The organism is Rhizobium redzepovicii (assembly GCF_019793435.1).
Taxonomy (GTDB): domain Bacteria; phylum Pseudomonadota; class Alphaproteobacteria; order Rhizobiales; family Rhizobiaceae; genus Rhizobium; species Rhizobium redzepovicii.
This window is the reverse complement of record NZ_JAILYH010000029.1, coordinates 18,253-31,613: the sequence shown is the minus strand read 5'-3', so window position 1 is coordinate 31,613 and position 13,361 is coordinate 18,253. Positions and strand designations below refer to the sequence as shown.

Genomic DNA, 13,361 nt, shown 5'->3' with positions numbered 1-13,361 from the left:
GCGGCCTTCGCCGGATGGATACGGCTGATGAGCGTAGAGGCAATCATCGAGCGGCAGCAACGTGTGCCGGCGGAAGGCGACGATAGCGGCCTCTTCTTCGAGGGAAAGGGTCGTCGAGTGTGGGTCCTTGGGCCTGTAGGAAGGTCGACCAACGATGTCCGCTTCTTCCATTTCGCCACGGTTTTCTGGTTGATCCCGTATCGCTTCGAAAGCGTTCTCAGGCTCTCTTCACTATTGCTCGACGGATTGCCTCTGTCGTCGTGGCGCTCCCGTGTAGAACCTGGCCCATAGTGCTTCCCTCCATGCCAAGGAAAATATTGCACCATCAAATGCCGGAACCAAACACCAGAGCAGCCAGCGCGCGGAGCCGTGATTGGTTTGCCGTGAACCGAGAGCTCCGCGTGCAGGACAAAAGGCCACCATGCCCGCACACGACGTCCCGGGAGCTAGACGAGGAAATGAAGCGACCGTTATCACCAAAATCACTGAGGGTCATAGCCAATTTGGCGCAAGTGGATAATCCTTGCGTGAAGCGATTTCGGTGTGATCTATGTGTATGTACTTGCAATCACTGATATATTTTGGTGAACGATAGCTATCGGGTGAGGTCCGCGTGGCCCAAAATGCGCCAAATGAGATCGAAACGAAACATTGGTGGTTCCAAGCACATCACTTTCCGTATAAAGAGCTTCGGCGCATTTACCTCAGTCGGAGCAATGTCAGGACCACCATTGAAGCAATGGATTAATGAACTCGGTTTGCAACAAGTCGATGATCCAGGCATAGACAAGCCGGTCTATCGAAAACCTTTTGACGGACGGATTGCACTTAGCGCCGAACTCGAAAACTTGATCAGCATCAGCCTTCGCGAAGCCCGCGATAAGCGAAAACTCCCGCGCTCGAAACTGGCGCCCTTGCTTGGCATCACTAAGCAGGTCTACGGCCGGTACGAAAATGGAGTATCCCGCTTGACCGTGAGCCGACTGATTCATCTGTGTGAGGTTTTGGATGCCACTCCGGAAGAAATTATCGCCCCGGCGGCACCTTATCTTTGGGGCGAAACGGAAACCAAAGCGGTTCTGCTGCTGGCTACTATCGTGAAGTTGCGGACTTTCGATGAAGAGATCTTGCAAGATATTTTCAGCTTACTAAGCCGCATAGACGAGACCGGTAGCGATAGCGGCGATCGTGCCATGAAAGTCGCGTCTACCAGCGCCACTGCAGACGATCGCGAATAGGACGTAGATCGCTAGCTTCAATAAACAGAACGTGCGTCCCTGATGAAGTTCCATCAGAAACCGCGACCAACCGCTCGCGCCGTTGCAGGTTGCCGAAGCGAGCTTTGCGCAGGCGGTTAGGACTAGCTGGCGACCGTTCATCGCCACTCCGGGACATAGGTGGGTAAACCGGGGAGGGCGCAGTTGGGTCAACTGGTCCAACGTATCCCTGCTTTCGGCCGCTGGAGGGGACGCGCGGTCGTCTTTACGCCGCGAGTGCCAGGGAGGTCACGTCAAAGTCTAAGAAACCCGTATATTCGACATACAAAGCATCGATAATTCCATTCATACAATCCATTTTACCAATCTCCCGTGATGATGCATTAGGAATGATCTCAGACGCGAGTGACGGCGAAACATTTGACGATCCGGACTGGCTATAGCGCGAACCCGAGCAACGGCGCCGACATGCATCGGGGTGGCCACTGCTTCGATCGCACAGTGCGTGCTTCAAAAACAGCAGCAGGAAATACCAAAGGAGGTCTTTGCATGCGTTCTGAGGTGCGGTGGAAGCTGTGCTGGGAAAACGAGCTGGAACTCATCGACCACGTCGATCCTCCCGAGCTCTTTCGCAAAGCCCAAGGGCCGACCGGGGTCTTCAATTTCAGTGGCAGCCAAAGCTGGGCAAGGCGCGCCGACAACCTGCATTGGCAGGCGACCGACGCTGACAAGGGCGCGCGCGGCGATGAAGAGTCAGCAGCCAGCCGTCCTCCTTTTGTTCACTGGACTTTCCGGCTCCGGCAAGTCGACAATCGCCAATGCGCTCGACCGGCTGCTGCATGCCCACGGGAAGCACACCTACATCCTCGACGGCGACAACGTGCGCCACGGGCTCAATCGCGACCTGGCTTCAATCAACCCGATCGCGTCGAGAACATCCGCCGCGTTGCCGAGGTCGCCGAGCTGATGGAGGAGGGGAGCTTATTGAAATCCTCGTCGACACGCCGCTTGAGGAATGCGCGCGACGCGATCCGAAGGGGCTTTATCGGAAGGCGCTCGCCGGCAAGATCGCCAATTTCACCGGCGTTTCCTCGCCGTACGAAATCCCTGAGGGCGCTGAATTACATCTCGAAACGGTTGGCCACGACCCTGCGGCGTTGGCGTTTGAGATCGAACAGTTCCTCGAAAGGCGAATGGAGCAAGTGACGCATGAGTGTGAGAGTGGGGAGGCTTGACCATTGGCGGCTTGAAGCGGCCGCGGCGGTCCCTGGCCTATCAACTACGCGGCGACCGTAGCAGCCCGCAGGCGGGCCGCGCCAACGTCCGATGTGGCTTCAACAGGAGACAGCCGATCACGCGCTCACGACTCGGCTTACTGAAACGGAGAAAAGATATGGCTGATGCAAAGCTGCAAGCCGTGCTTTCGGCTCTTTCGCCGATGGCGAGACAGCTAAATGCGCTACCCTCCAATCAACCGGGGCGAGATGCGAACTGCGTTAAACTAAACACGAATGAGAATCCGTTTCCGTTGCCGATGATGGTGATGCAAAGTGCGCTGGCGGCCCTCGAACGGCATTATCTGTATCCCGAAGATGACAATCTGAGCTTGCGCGACGCAGCCGCCAGCGCGTATGGCCTCTCCCAGGATCAGGTGGTCGCCGGGAACGGCTCGTCGGAGCTGCTTGGGCTCATCTACAGAGCATTCCTCGACCCGGGAGATAGCGTTGCGATGATATCGCCAGGTTTTTCCTTTAACCGCAAACTGGCCAAGTTGCAGGGTGCCAGATTTCTCGAAATCGAATGGGGCGAGTCTTATTCTCTGCCAATCGAGCAGCTGCTTCTTGGTCCAGCAAAAGATGCAAAATTCATACTGCTGGCCAATCCGAACAATCCAACGGGAACCTTCGTTCCGGTGGCTGAAATCGACCGCCTCGTCGCGCAATCGGACCAGTTGATAGTGGTGGATGAAGCGTATGTCGACTTTGCACCCGATGATGCCCTGCGCCTTGTCGATCGTCATCCAAACCTTCTAGTATTGAGAACACTTTCGAAAGGCTTTGCAGCCGCGGGAATTCGCGTCGGTTTCGGCTTTGGTCATCCTGAACTTATTGGGAGGCTACGCAACCTGCAAAATGTCTTTAACATGAACGTGATCGGCCATGCGGTGGGCATTAGTATCCTTTCGCACCGCGCCGACTACGACGAGAACCACAGATATATTAAACATGAAAGACACAGAACGACCACTGCCTTGTCTCAATTGGGCTTTTCTGTCATTCCCTCCCACACAAACTTTTTGCTAGCTCGGGTGCCACCCGGACGAGATGGCAAATGGTGGCAAGCGTCTTTGGATAGGCAGAACATACTTGTAGCCGTCTTTCCCGATGCCGGTTTGGAAAATTTTATCCGCGTCAGCATCGGCACCAGAACCCAAATGGACGGGTTCCTTTCAGCCGCCAGGGACATCATTTCTGGAAGTATGAAGACGCAGAGCTAGGCGGTTAGAATTATTGGCCACACTGCTTGTCACTTGGAAACACCAGGTATCGAAGTCCATATTGTGGGATAAAGATCACAAATAAGCGCAAGACCGTAAAGCGTGTGCCGTCTCGATCCCGTTGATTACGCGTGTTATTGGCGCACGAGTGGAGCACCCGGTGGCCGATGCGAGGCTTATTTCTGGCGATTCCGGCCGCGGCTCTGCCGCTGTATTGGGAATGGTTTAGGTTTCTTCATAATCGGTCCTTCGCATTGACATTGAGCGAACAGTAATCTGCGGTCGTCGCCGATCTTCCGTCGATCACCTGCGACAGAACCTCGATCCGCTAAAGATCACGCTCGCTCATCGCCATTGATCCCACCCGCAATCCCCTACGCCAGCAAACGTGGGCAGTATGGCATTCGAACTTGGCAGAAACAGAACTTTTTCAATCTGCGGCACTCTAGCTGTGAGCTTCCAATAGGTTGTCCATTCGATCCGGACCGGGAAAGCTGAGGTTGTCGAAGCTTCAGTGATTCTCGGGGGACCGAATGGACATCCATATGAATGCCCGCCTCACGCCGCTCAGTCGAGCGGTAATTGCGCACCGCGTGCTGATGGAAGGACAGCGACCGATGGCCGTCGCTGCGGCTTTCGGCGTCTGCGTGAAGACTGTCTATAAGTGGGTAAGGCGCTATCGACGGGAGGGCGAGGCCGGTCTCAATGATCGCAGTTCCCGACCGCACCGCCTGTATCATCCGACCTCGCAGGCCACCGCCGCCCGGATCGAGACGTTACGCCGCCTGCGCATGACCGGCCAACACATCGCCAAGGAGACGGGTGTCTCGCCAGCCACAGTCAGCCGCATCCTCAAGCGCCTTGGCCTGAACAAGCTCAAGGCCTTGGCCCCGGCTGAGCCGGTGCGGCGCTACGAACGCGACCAGCCCGGCGAACTCATCCATATCGACATCAAGAAACTCGGCAAATTCAACCGAACCGGCCACCGCATCACCGGCGATCGCACGGGGCAGAGCAACAGCCGCGGCATCGGTTGGGAATACGTCCATCTGGCCATCGACGACCACTCACGCCTGGCCTATTTGGAAATATTACCCGACGAGACGCGACGCTCCTGTCTGCGCTTTCTCTTCAATGCTTTGCGCTTCTTCAAAGCCCATGGCGTCAAGGTCCAGCGCGTCATGACCGACAACGGCACAAGCTTCCGTTCCCATCGATACGCCAAGGCGCTGCGGCGGCTCAGCATCAAACACATCCGCACCAAACCCTATACGCCGAAGACAAATGGTAAGGCCGAACGCCTCGTCCAGACCGCACTGCGCGAATGGGCATATGCCAAGGCCTACGAAACCTCGCAGCAGCGCGCCGCCGACCTGCCGCTCTGGCTCCACCGTTACAATTGGCATCGCCCGCACGGCAGCCTACAATCCAAACCGCCCGTCAGTAGCCTCGGCCTGATCAAGGACAACCTGTTGAGGCTCCACATCTAGCCGCTACAGAGATTCGAAGCGGGAGCCGTGCGGCCATGGTCACCATCCGCCTTGCTACCAAATGGTACAAGCAGAGCCGCGGCTTCGCCGATCGGCAGGTCGACCACCGTGATTCCGCTTGCTGCAAGGAAACGGCGCTCGTTTTTGGTAAGGCCTTCCGCATCAAGTACTGCAAAGTGGGGGCCGTGAGAGCGCTTGATGATCTGTCGAGCGTAGATCCGGAGCATCTGATCGTTGAAGCGGCAGCCAATGAAAAGAAAACCGCGATCTATACGCCGTTCTTTCACCATTCCAGGTATTGGCGTCTGGATATCGATTTCGGTTAGGACTTCCACGTAATCGGAATCGGACACCAGAAAGTTCGAAGCTGGTATAACACTGCCGTACGGCGCATAGAGGACCGTCTTTGGCGCTGCGACGCATTCGACGTCTCTCCCGGACAGATCGTAAGTTTTTGTCCAAATGTCGCCGCCGCCGTTTGCACGCGTGACGCCCTGAATCTCGACGACATCCGTTCGACCGGTCTTCGCGAAAGCCGCACGCATTGTCCCGTCGTACCAACCGTCGACGATAAGGGAGAGCGGCAGCGTTGCGAGCCAGTCGTGGAGGGCGGTCGGCGCCACGGGTGCTCCAAATATTTCTGCCATCCAGGCCTGAAGCGTCCGGCGATGCCGTCGCTGTTCAATAAACTGCGCGACTGACCACATATTGCTGCGTATCCTGGAAGGGGCAGGTGTGCGTTCGTTGAGTGCCGCGGAGACGGCTTCCGGGGTGTCCGGTACAGGTGGTTCCGTGGATTGCAGCCGAAGGAGATCCGGACCGAGATAGGGAACGATCCGATCCGCAGCGAGCGCTTCCTGAAGCAGCCTAAGTCTTTTTTCGGCGTCACCGTTGCGAATGATCAGGAGACGGTCCGAGGTCAAAATTTTATTCATGCTGTTTTCTCTTACCTCTCGTTTGCAGCATCAGTCCTCGTCAGGAATCTTCCTTGCGTGGACGGTGATCGGCAGAGGCGTATCCCGCGATAGCTTGGGCAAGACGAGTCTCCAGCCGTTCCTGAGAGTGATCGTGCCGCCCCACATGTCATCAGCCTCGACATCTACGATCGGCTCTTCGAGATCTTTCTTTGGTACGTAAGCCGACAAGCCGGCGCTCGTTCTCCGAATCATTATCTTCATGTCGCTATTCCTCCGTTGGGGGCCCCGCGATTTCAGCAGCGCCGCAAGCAGCGGCGTTGTCTAGACTCGTCAGTTCACGGGCACGCATGCCGACGATAGTGCCACGTTCGACCCATTCGACGGCATAGATGTAAAACTGCTGGAGAAAGGTGCCGATGTCGCGCACATAGCCTTCGTCGCCCTTCCGCACCAAATTTTCCCCAATTTTTTTGCCAGCATAGGTGCCGTCATTCTTTACGTGAAGTCTGGCCCGCACCCGCTCGCCGGGTGTAAATCGTGGAGGCCTGTGGATTTCGACCTCCTGTTCACGTCCAAGGCCCATGGGCATTCCTCCTTGCAGGATATCATTGAAGGCTTCTCCGCAGGAGCCCCGACCATGCTGAAGGTCAAATCGCAGGTGCGGCGGGGACGCAGGTCTTCGGCACGGGGCAAACCTCCGCGCATTGCTGCGTTTCGAAGGTACCCTTGCATTCGGTGCATTTTTCCGGGTCGATAACGTAGATCTCACCTTTGAACCTGATCGCACCGGAGGGGCATTCGAACTCGCAGGCACCGCACTGGGTGCATTGGGACGCTATGATCCTGAAGGCCATTTTTAAACTCCTGAAGATGTTGGATTAAGAGCGCTCACGCCGTCGCCGCTTGTGGTTCGACGCCAAACTTGGCGGCGTAGAGGGTGCCGATGGCGGTCTCGATGTAGTCATAGCAATAAGCATCCGTTGCCCGAACCCCGGCCTCCATGAGCTTAGTCTTAGGGCACTCCCCGATCTTGGCGCATAGCACGACGTCAATACCGACCAGCGCAGTTATGATGCCGTCGAGGGTGGCTTCCTCGCCCCTGCCTCCGAGGCAATACTGTTCGATCTTGCGATGCCCGACGTAGGTGATGCCTCTCGACGAAGCTTCGTATACTTGGAACTCCTTCGCATGGCCGAAGTGCTCGTTGATGCGACCGCCACCCTTTGTCGCGACCGCGACGTGGAGGGACCCATCGCCGGCTGCTTTGACTGTCTCGATTGCCTCGCTCTTGGCGGTCGCGTGATCGCCGCGTTCGCGGGCGATCACTTCCCGATAGGCCTCGCGCTTACGGGCGTCATAGGTGATCTCTCCGGGAAGCTGGTCGAGTGCGAACTCCTGGCCCCGATCATCCCCAAGCAGGCCGACGGCATCGGCCCTACATTGCCGGCAATGGCGCATTAGCTTTGCGCCGCCTTCGAGACGATCCTGGAGCGCCTTCAATTCGAGCGCCCGCGGGCCGCGCTGTCCGGTCAAGCCGTAGTAGGTGCCATGGGCCGGATCGGAAATAAGCGGCATGACGTTGTGCAGGAACGCCCCCCGCTCCTTGACCCATTTATTTACCTCGACCAGGTGTTCGTCGTTGACACCAGGAATCATCACCGAATTGACTTTGGTGATGATGCCGCACGCGGTCAGCATCTCCAGGCCCACCATTTGCCGCTCGTGCAGAATTCTGGCAGCTTCGATGCCGGTGTAACGACGGTTGCGGTAAAAGATCCAGGGATAGATCTCTGCGCCGATTTCAGGGTCAACCATGTTGATCGTAATTGTCACGTGATCGACATTCATGTCGACAAGTTCGGCGACGTGATCCGGCAGCGCAAGCCCGTTGGTGGAGATGCACAGCTTGATGTCGTGGATCTCCCCCGCAACTCGTTCGAACGTTTCCTTTGTCTTCTTCCAGTCGTAACAGGCATCGCCCGGTCCGGCGACACCCAGCACGGAAAGCTGCGGCACTTCGTTGGCGACGGCAATGACCTTGCGCAGCGCCTGGTCTGGCGTCAACTTTTCCGAGACGACCCCAGGGCGGCTTTCGTTGGCGCAGTCATATTTACGATTGCAATAGTTGCACTGGATATTGCAGGCTGGTGCGACCGCGACATGCATGCGCGCGAAATAATGGTGAGCCTCTTCTGAATAGCAGGGGTGGTTTTTGATCTTCGCCCAGATAGCCTGGTCCACGTCGGCCGGTTTTGTGGACACGCCACATGACGAGGATGTGCAGCCACTCGGTTTCGCGGTCGCCAGCAATTGATCCAAGGATGTCGTGCTGGTCGCACTTTCAAGCGAAATCATCGGTGCGGACATTGAGTGCTCCGTTGCTAGTTGACGTCGCCTTTCAAAACGCAAAAGCCATGCCATCCCAAGGACGGGATTTGCTTTAAGAATTTGCGTTTATTGCTCTATTCCGACCGTGTTCGGACACAGACTTGTCAAGCTTCCGACAGTCGACAAAAGAGTTGTCCGTAAGCCACCAAACCAGGCATTGGAGATCGAGAAGGTCCAACATCACCCAGGCGCTTAAAGCTTTTTCACCTCGATGCGATGCTGGCGTAGAGCATAGCCGACCTGACGAGGCGTAAGGCCGAGAATACGAGCCGCTTTGGCCTGAACCCACCCGGCCTTTTCCATCGCCTCGATCAACCGGTCCCGTTGCGTGAGGCGCGACTCCATTGCGGGACAACCGGAACCGTGCGGATCACAAGCCTTGACGGAAGATACCTCGTCCGACGCACCGATGCTCCCGCCCGAGCGCGGCGATGAAGTCGGCATCACATTGCTCCGGGCATGCCCATCGACGGTGATGCCGCCGGGCGACCCGTCGGTTTTCCAGAGGAGCGACGAAAGGCACTGGCTGTTCTTGCAGGCAAAATCAGACGAAACGATCGAGCTTGAACGCGCAAGGGTGGCAGTCCTTCGCACGCAGTTTTCGAGTTCCCGGACGTTACCTGGGAAATAGCATTGCGACATCACCTCGATCGCCGACGACGAAAACGTCAGCTCGCGTTGGTTCTCCTTGTTGAATCGGTCAAGAAGAGCGTTCGCAAGGCGTGGGATATCGCCGGGTCGCTCTCGAAGCGGCGGCAGGACAATTGGAACTACGCTGATGCGGTAATACAGGTCGGCCCTGAATTCGGCGTTTGCAACAGCCATCTCGAGGTTCTTATTCGTGGCGCATATGAGCCGGACGTCGACCGCAAGCGTCTTGGTTCCGCCCACCCTCTCCAGTTCGCCTTCCTGCAGGACGCGCAGCAGTTTGGCTTGAAAGGCGGGCGAAATCTCGCCAATCTCGTCAAGCAGAAGCGTTCCGCCATTTGCCAGTTCGAAGCGTCCGGCGCGCTGCGCGATGGCCCCGGTGAAAGCCCCTTTTTCATGCCCAAACAGCTCCGATTCCAGGACGCCTTCGGGCAGCGCGGCGCAGTTCAATTTGACGAACGGCTTGTTTTTACGAGGGGAAAGTTCATGGATCGCCTGTGCAAAAAATTCCTTGCCGGTGCCGCTTTCGCCCCGCAGAAGCACGGTGGAATTCGTCCTCGCCACCACCGAGACGGTTTCAACCACCTGCTGGAGAGCCGGGCTATCCCCGATAATCCCGTCGATTTTGACGGGTGGATGTCGGCCCGGCGCGCCCCTTTGCGCGATGATCGGCTTCTCCGATCTCTCCTGTTCGCCGATAGGTCGCCGACCCTCCAGGTTCAGGAAACGATGAAGCCTGATCGTCCGACTGACCAGATTGGCGACCATGGTCAGAAAGCGAACGTCCTCGTCGGCGGGGAAGGGGGCGGCGTCGTTCCTGACGCGATCGATCGATATTGTGCCAAGTATTTTATTATCGGCTTTTACCGGAACGCCAATAAAAGAAATTGGGACGGTGCCGCTGCTCCAAGGCGGTTGCGGCTCAGCCTGAAATAATTCGGACTTGCTGACATCCTTTACGATTAAGGGCATACCGGTCGTCGCGATATGGTCGATTACGGCCTTAGGTATAACGCCTCGAGCGGCTGATTGAGAGGATGGGGGGATGTCGCCAGTTGCGGCAATCTCGGGCTGACCTTCAGCGTCTAGAACAACGATTGCTCCGCATCGAATCTGCAGAAAGGAAGAGAGGACGTTCACGACGTTGGCAAGCGTAATCTCTAGCCGGGCGGGGGCAGTCAGTACCTTTGATATCTCGTAGATTCCGCTGCGCTGCGTGCCCGCTTGGCGCATAGGTCCAGCAGGTAGCGCAGATAGGGGTTCCGCTCCATCGACCGGTCGGGCGGGCATGTGGGTCATTATATGGCCTTGGGTTGTCTAACGTTTCTTATAACCCTTGCTTGCATGTATATATAGTAATTTCTAATGCCAATCTGCAACGCGCACCTCTGCAAGTTTCCGATGCGCCCGTCTGCAAACCCAAGTTAGTTCTGAATCGTGGAGTTGCAAACCCTTATCCGAACTTGAAGAGAACGCCGAAACCGCCTCTCGGATAGTTCCACTCGATATCTCCACTTGCCTCGCAGAGTACGCGGCACGTGCCGCACTCCATGCACCCATCGGCGATAACCTCCACTTGGCCCTGGTCATTCAATTCGTAGCACTTGGCCGGACAGACACTTGTGAGGGCATACAGATTTACGCTTGGCCAATCGTGTGGACGCACCCTAATATGCGGGCGTCCGGCATCGACCACGTATCGATTTTGGTAAAGCTTGTCCTCTACGCGTATGTTCGTCACTGCAACCGTCATCTCATCTCTCCTTTATCGCCACGCGCGCGCCAAGCGAACCGCGTCACCAAACAGCCCCCAGCGGGAGCGTGCCTTGATGAAGGTGCCCGTGGTCGCCCGTTCCTTGTCGATCTTCGGGGTGCCATCGACTCGCACAAAGTTCTGTGCGGCCTGCGACAGCAACCTTGGATAAGTCGTGAAGAAATTGCGGGAATTGGTGTGCAGCAGGGCAGGCATGTCCTTGTATTTCCGCAAGTCTTTGATAACGAACGACTTTTCAAGCATCGACTTGTAAAGGGAGAGGTTCTCCTTGACCATCGGCTTTTTGCGATTCTTGATCTGGACGATTGCTTCGCCGGCGATGCGCCCCGACGTCATGGCGAGGTTTGACCCCTCGCGGTGCACCGCATTATTAAGTTGTGCCGCGTCGCCGACGACGACCCAGCCGTCACCAAAAAGCTGCGGAATTGCCTTGTAACCACCTTCTGGAATGAGATGCGCCGCATATTCCTTGACTTCCGCTCCTGCGATCAGCGGCTTTACCGACGGATGGCTTTTGAATTTTTCGAGCAGATCATAAGGACTTTCCATTGTTGCCGCGAATTCGGAGACAAGGCAGCCAATGCCGATCGAGATCGATTCTTTGTTGGTGTAGAGGAAGGCAAGCCCGGCCATGTTGCGAGAGATCGTGCCAACTGCCTCGATGACGCAGCCTTCATTGGCCTTGAGGCCGAACCGCTGGTCAATTACCTCTTCGGCCAGGAAATGCATTTCCTTGACGGCGAGCGCGACAGTTTCCGGTTTTGGCGTGTCACGCAATCCAGCACGCGTGCCGAGCAGCCCATTGACGCCCTCTGCGAGAACGACCACGTCAGCAAGAATCACGTCGCCGGCGCGGTCGGTGCGAACGCCAATCACCTTGCCCTTTGGATCACGAACGAGTTCCGTCACGGTCGTCTCGCATAGAAGCGTCGCTCCGGCCTCGCGCACCTTGCGTGAAAACCATTTGTCGAATTGGGCGCGAATGACCGTGTAGCGATTGTGTCTCGACTCGTTGAAGTCGTCCGACCGGTATTGCATACCGATGTGGGACGAGTCGTCCATCATCCAGAAGCGCTGCTCGACTAAGTGCCGCTCCAGAGGCGCATCATCCCGGAAATCCGGCAGGATTTTCTCCAGCATGTCCGCGTACATGATGGCGCCCTGCACATTCTTGGAGCCCGGATACTCGCCACGCTCCAACTGCAGCACCTTCATGCCGCGGTTCGACATCGTGTAAGCAGCTGCGTTTCCGGCCATGCCGGCCCCGATAACTATGGCGTCGAAGTTTTCCTCAGTCATGGGGCGCCCTCAGTTTGCAAGCTTATCGCGACTGTGCGGCGACAGTCGATGGGTGAAGAGTTCCGTTAATGACGGCAGTAAACGGATCGCATCGGTGACGACGCCGAGGTGGGCGAAATCAAAAATCGGCGCGTTAGGATCGGTGTTAATGGCTAAAATAAGATCAGCTCCCTCGACGCCAACGCGATGCTGGATGGCGCCGGAAATGCCGGCTGCTATGTAAAGCTTCGGCCGGATAGTTTTGCCAGTTTGGCCGATCTGCCGATCAGCAGGCATCCAGCCCTTTTGGACGAGGGGGCGCGAACAGCCATAATCGGCCCCGATCGTCCGCGCGAGTTTCTTCATAAGCTTCACGTTCTCCACCGCGCCGAGACCGAGGCCTCCAGCAACCACGACGTCCGCATAGGCGAGATTCGCCGTCGCCGACTGGCCATCGGACAAGAAACCGAGGACCTTAGTGACGATCTCTTCCTCGATCATCGACACTTTGTGTTGAATGACGCGTCCGATCTTATTATTCCCGCGCGGAGGCATGGCCATGACCCTCGGCCGGACCGTTGCCATCTGCGGCCGGCAGTTGAGCGTGTAGATCGTGCAAAGCAAGGAGCCGCCGAAAGTCGGCCGGGTCGCCGCAAGCGAGCCGTCCGCATCCACATCAAGTTCGGTGCAATCCGCCGTGAGCCCTGTCAACAAGGTCGTCGCCACGGAACCGGCAAGGTCGCGCCCGAGCGTCGTTGCCCCTAAAAGAAGGATTTCCGGTTTGTAGTTAGTAACCAGATCCGTCAATGCTTTGGTGAAAGGCTCATTTCGGTAGTCGGCGAGCAGTGGGGCCTCGACGAGGTAGGCCAGGTCGGCGCCATAAGCAAAAGCCTCGGCGATGGCAAACCACGTGGCCTCTCCCGGTGGTCCGAGAACGACGCCGGCAAGCTGGACGCCCAGCTTGTCGGCGAGCTTGCGGCCTTCGCCGAGCAGCTCGAAGGAGACGGGATGCACCTGATCGCGCTCCAGCTCGATGAAGACCCAAACGTGCCGATGGTCCTTAAACTGATCGGGCAGCTCTTTCTTCATGGCGGCACGGCCAGCGGCTGGAGGAGGGCTCTCTCGATTCGTGCTCAACATCGTCGCTCCTTG

Annotated in this window: 12 protein-coding genes and 3 pseudogenes; 5 read left to right on the top strand and 10 right to left on the bottom strand. The window is 57.1% G+C overall.

Features of this window, described 5'->3' with window-relative positions:
• Positions 1 to 21: 21 nt before the first annotated feature.
• Positions 22 to 289: pseudogene (locus K6N12_RS31460) on the bottom strand (IS481 family transposase); the annotation flags it as partial.
• Positions 290 to 731: 442 nt separating this feature from the next.
• On the opposite strand from K6N12_RS31460, the gene K6N12_RS31455 reads away from it, so the two are divergent.
• The 5 genes and pseudogenes from K6N12_RS31455 (at position 732) to K6N12_RS31440 (ending at position 5,204) form a co-directional block, all read left to right on the top strand.
• The gene (locus tag K6N12_RS31455) at positions 732 to 1,238 is read left to right on the top strand and encodes a helix-turn-helix domain-containing protein (protein WP_004671987.1); all 507 of its coding nucleotides are present in this window, start codon (positions 732 to 734) and stop codon (positions 1,236 to 1,238) included.
• A 447-nt stretch (positions 1,239 to 1,685) separates the two neighbouring features.
• Positions 1,686 to 1,862 (top strand): annotated as a pseudogene (locus tag K6N12_RS35115) (hypothetical protein); the annotation flags it as partial.
• Positions 1,863 to 1,904: 42 nt separating this feature from the next.
• Positions 1,905 to 2,452, top strand: a pseudogene (locus K6N12_RS31450) (adenylyl-sulfate kinase); the annotation flags it as partial.
• Positions 2,453 to 2,610: 158 nt separating this feature from the next.
• Positions 2,611 to 3,714: a histidinol-phosphate transaminase gene (hisC, locus tag K6N12_RS31445; RefSeq protein ID WP_004671991.1), complete on the top strand. Its 1,104-nt coding sequence runs from the start codon at positions 2,611 to 2,613 to the stop codon at positions 3,712 to 3,714.
• 533 nt (positions 3,715 to 4,247) lie between these two features.
• Positions 4,248 to 5,204, top strand: a complete 957-nt coding sequence (locus tag K6N12_RS31440) for an IS481 family transposase (protein WP_010030077.1) — start codon at positions 4,248 to 4,250, stop codon at positions 5,202 to 5,204.
• Here the strand turns inward: K6N12_RS31440 and K6N12_RS31435 are convergent.
• The 9 genes from K6N12_RS31435 to K6N12_RS31395 form a co-directional block, all read right to left on the bottom strand.
• On the bottom strand, positions 5,201 to 6,139 hold the full coding sequence (locus K6N12_RS31435) for an SIR2 family NAD-dependent protein deacylase (RefSeq protein ID WP_004678511.1): 939 nt from the start codon (positions 6,137 to 6,139) through the stop codon (positions 5,201 to 5,203). The two genes, K6N12_RS31440 and K6N12_RS31435, sit on opposite strands and share 4 nt — an antisense overlap.
• Positions 6,140 to 6,169: 30 nt before the next feature.
• Positions 6,170 to 6,382 (bottom strand): putative nitrogen fixation protein NifT, encoded by a 213-nt coding sequence (nifT, locus tag K6N12_RS31430; protein WP_004678514.1) that lies wholly within the window; start codon positions 6,380 to 6,382, stop codon positions 6,170 to 6,172.
• Positions 6,383 to 6,386: 4 nt separating this feature from the next.
• Positions 6,387 to 6,704 carry a nitrogen fixation protein NifZ gene (locus K6N12_RS31425; protein WP_004678515.1) on the bottom strand — a complete coding sequence of 106 codons (318 nt, stop codon included), beginning with the start codon at positions 6,702 to 6,704 and terminating at the stop codon, positions 6,387 to 6,389.
• Between the two features lie 64 nt (positions 6,705 to 6,768).
• Complete coding sequence (locus tag K6N12_RS31420; RefSeq protein WP_008536545.1) at positions 6,769 to 6,975, bottom strand: 4Fe-4S binding protein; 207 nt, start codon at positions 6,973 to 6,975, stop codon at positions 6,769 to 6,771.
• 34 nt (positions 6,976 to 7,009) lie between these two features.
• Positions 7,010 to 8,488 carry a nitrogenase cofactor biosynthesis protein NifB gene (nifB, locus tag K6N12_RS31415; RefSeq protein ID WP_004678520.1) on the bottom strand — a complete coding sequence of 493 codons (1,479 nt, stop codon included), beginning with the start codon at positions 8,486 to 8,488 and terminating at the stop codon, positions 7,010 to 7,012.
• Positions 8,489 to 8,701: 213 nt separating this feature from the next.
• Entirely contained in the window at positions 8,702 to 10,390 is a 1,689-nt protein-coding gene (gene nifA / locus K6N12_RS31410; RefSeq protein WP_018247198.1) for a nif-specific transcriptional activator NifA, read from the bottom strand.
• A 220-nt stretch (positions 10,391 to 10,610) separates the two neighbouring features.
• Positions 10,611 to 10,910 (bottom strand): ferredoxin family protein, encoded by a 300-nt coding sequence (locus tag K6N12_RS31405; RefSeq protein WP_004678523.1) that lies wholly within the window; start codon positions 10,908 to 10,910, stop codon positions 10,611 to 10,613.
• A gap of 12 nt (positions 10,911 to 10,922) precedes the next feature.
• Positions 10,923 to 12,230 (bottom strand): FAD-binding protein, encoded by a 1,308-nt coding sequence (locus tag K6N12_RS31400; RefSeq protein ID WP_004678525.1) that lies wholly within the window; start codon positions 12,228 to 12,230, stop codon positions 10,923 to 10,925.
• Positions 12,231 to 12,239: 9 nt separating this feature from the next.
• On the bottom strand, positions 12,240 to 13,349 hold the full coding sequence (locus K6N12_RS31395; RefSeq protein ID WP_004678527.1) for an electron transfer flavoprotein subunit alpha/FixB family protein: 1,110 nt from the start codon (positions 13,347 to 13,349) through the stop codon (positions 12,240 to 12,242).
• Between the last annotated feature and the right edge of the window lie 12 nt (positions 13,350 to 13,361).

Coding starts and splice junctions, on each gene's coding strand:
- hisC (WP_004671991.1), top strand. CDS start 2,611: ATGGCTGATGCAAAGCTGCAAGCCGTGCTTTCGGCTCTTTCGCCGATG.
- K6N12_RS31435 (WP_004678511.1), bottom strand. CDS start 6,139: ATGAATAAAATTTTGACCTCGGACCGTCTCCTGATCATTCGCAACGGT.
- nifB (WP_004678520.1), bottom strand. CDS start 8,488: ATGTCCGCACCGATGATTTCGCTTGAAAGTGCGACCAGCACGACATCC.
- nifA (WP_018247198.1), bottom strand. CDS start 10,390: ATGCGCCAAGCGGGCACGCAGCGCAGCGGAATCTACGAGATATCAAAG.
- K6N12_RS31420 (WP_008536545.1), bottom strand. CDS start 6,975: ATGGCCTTCAGGATCATAGCGTCCCAATGCACCCAGTGCGGTGCCTGC.
- K6N12_RS31400 (WP_004678525.1), bottom strand. CDS start 12,230: ATGACTGAGGAAAACTTCGACGCCATAGTTATCGGGGCCGGCATGGCC.
- K6N12_RS31395 (WP_004678527.1), bottom strand. CDS start 13,349: ATGTTGAGCACGAATCGAGAGAGCCCTCCTCCAGCCGCTGGCCGTGCC.
- nifT (WP_004678514.1), bottom strand. CDS start 6,382: ATGAAGATAATGATTCGGAGAACGAGCGCCGGCTTGTCGGCTTACGTA.
- K6N12_RS31405 (WP_004678523.1), bottom strand. CDS start 10,910: ATGACGGTTGCAGTGACGAACATACGCGTAGAGGACAAGCTTTACCAA.
- K6N12_RS31425 (WP_004678515.1), bottom strand. CDS start 6,704: ATGGGCCTTGGACGTGAACAGGAGGTCGAAATCCACAGGCCTCCACGA.
- K6N12_RS31440 (WP_010030077.1), top strand. CDS start 4,248: ATGGACATCCATATGAATGCCCGCCTCACGCCGCTCAGTCGAGCGGTA.